This is a genomic window from Tsukamurella sputi, assembly GCF_007858445.1.
Lineage (GTDB): Bacteria > Actinomycetota > Actinomycetes > Mycobacteriales > Mycobacteriaceae > Tsukamurella > Tsukamurella sputi.
In genome coordinates this window covers 1-696 of record NZ_VIGV01000050.1, presented here as the reverse complement: position 1 = coordinate 696, position 696 = coordinate 1, and the positions used below count along the sequence as shown (strand labels likewise).

The following is a 696-nucleotide window of genomic DNA, read 5'->3' as shown; positions in this document are numbered from 1 at the left end:
AGCTGTTCAGCCACGGCCCCGACGGTCAGATCGACGCCCGGGACAACGTCTCGTACCCGACGTTCACGACCTACACCGGCAAGAGCAGCGGCAACTTCGAGGCCGTTCAGGGCAGCGACAACCTCGCCGCCGCGCACATGCTCACCGCGCAGGAGTACGACGCCCTCCTGGACGTGGCGGAGAAGATCTTCCCCATCATCGTCACCGACTGCGGCACCGAAATGCACCACGACGTGACCAAGGCCGCGCTCGCGCGCGCGGACCGCGTGGTCATCGTGACCGGTACCGCCCGGGGCACGGTCAAGAAGGCGCGTCAGGCACTGAAGTTCCTCAACAACTACCCGGCGGATCTGCTCACGGAGAAGCCTCTGCAGGATCCGAACACCGGGCGCGACATCGCCGAGTACCGGCACCTGGTCTCGCGCGCGGTCGTCCTGGTCAACAACACCGGCCAGAAGGGCACGTTCAAGCCCAAGCAGCTGCATCAGGACTTCGCCGCCGAGATCGAGCAGCTACGCAAGAACGATGACCGCCCCGCCGAGATGCAGGCCCCGAACACCTCCAGGGTGCTCGACCTTCCGTACGACGACCACCTGGGCCTCGACGGCCCGATCGTTCACGACCTGCTGCAGAAGTCCACGCAGTGGGCGATGCTCGAGCTGGCCGCGACGATCGGCGACGACTTCGAGGCGTCGG

1 protein-coding gene is annotated in these 696 nt (G+C 66.4%); it reads left to right on the top strand.

Annotation, left to right across the window (positions count from 1 at the left end):
- The coding region (locus FK268_RS24430; protein ID WP_158636210.1) for a MinD/ParA family ATP-binding protein at nucleotides 1–696 on the top strand (696 nt) is incomplete at both ends.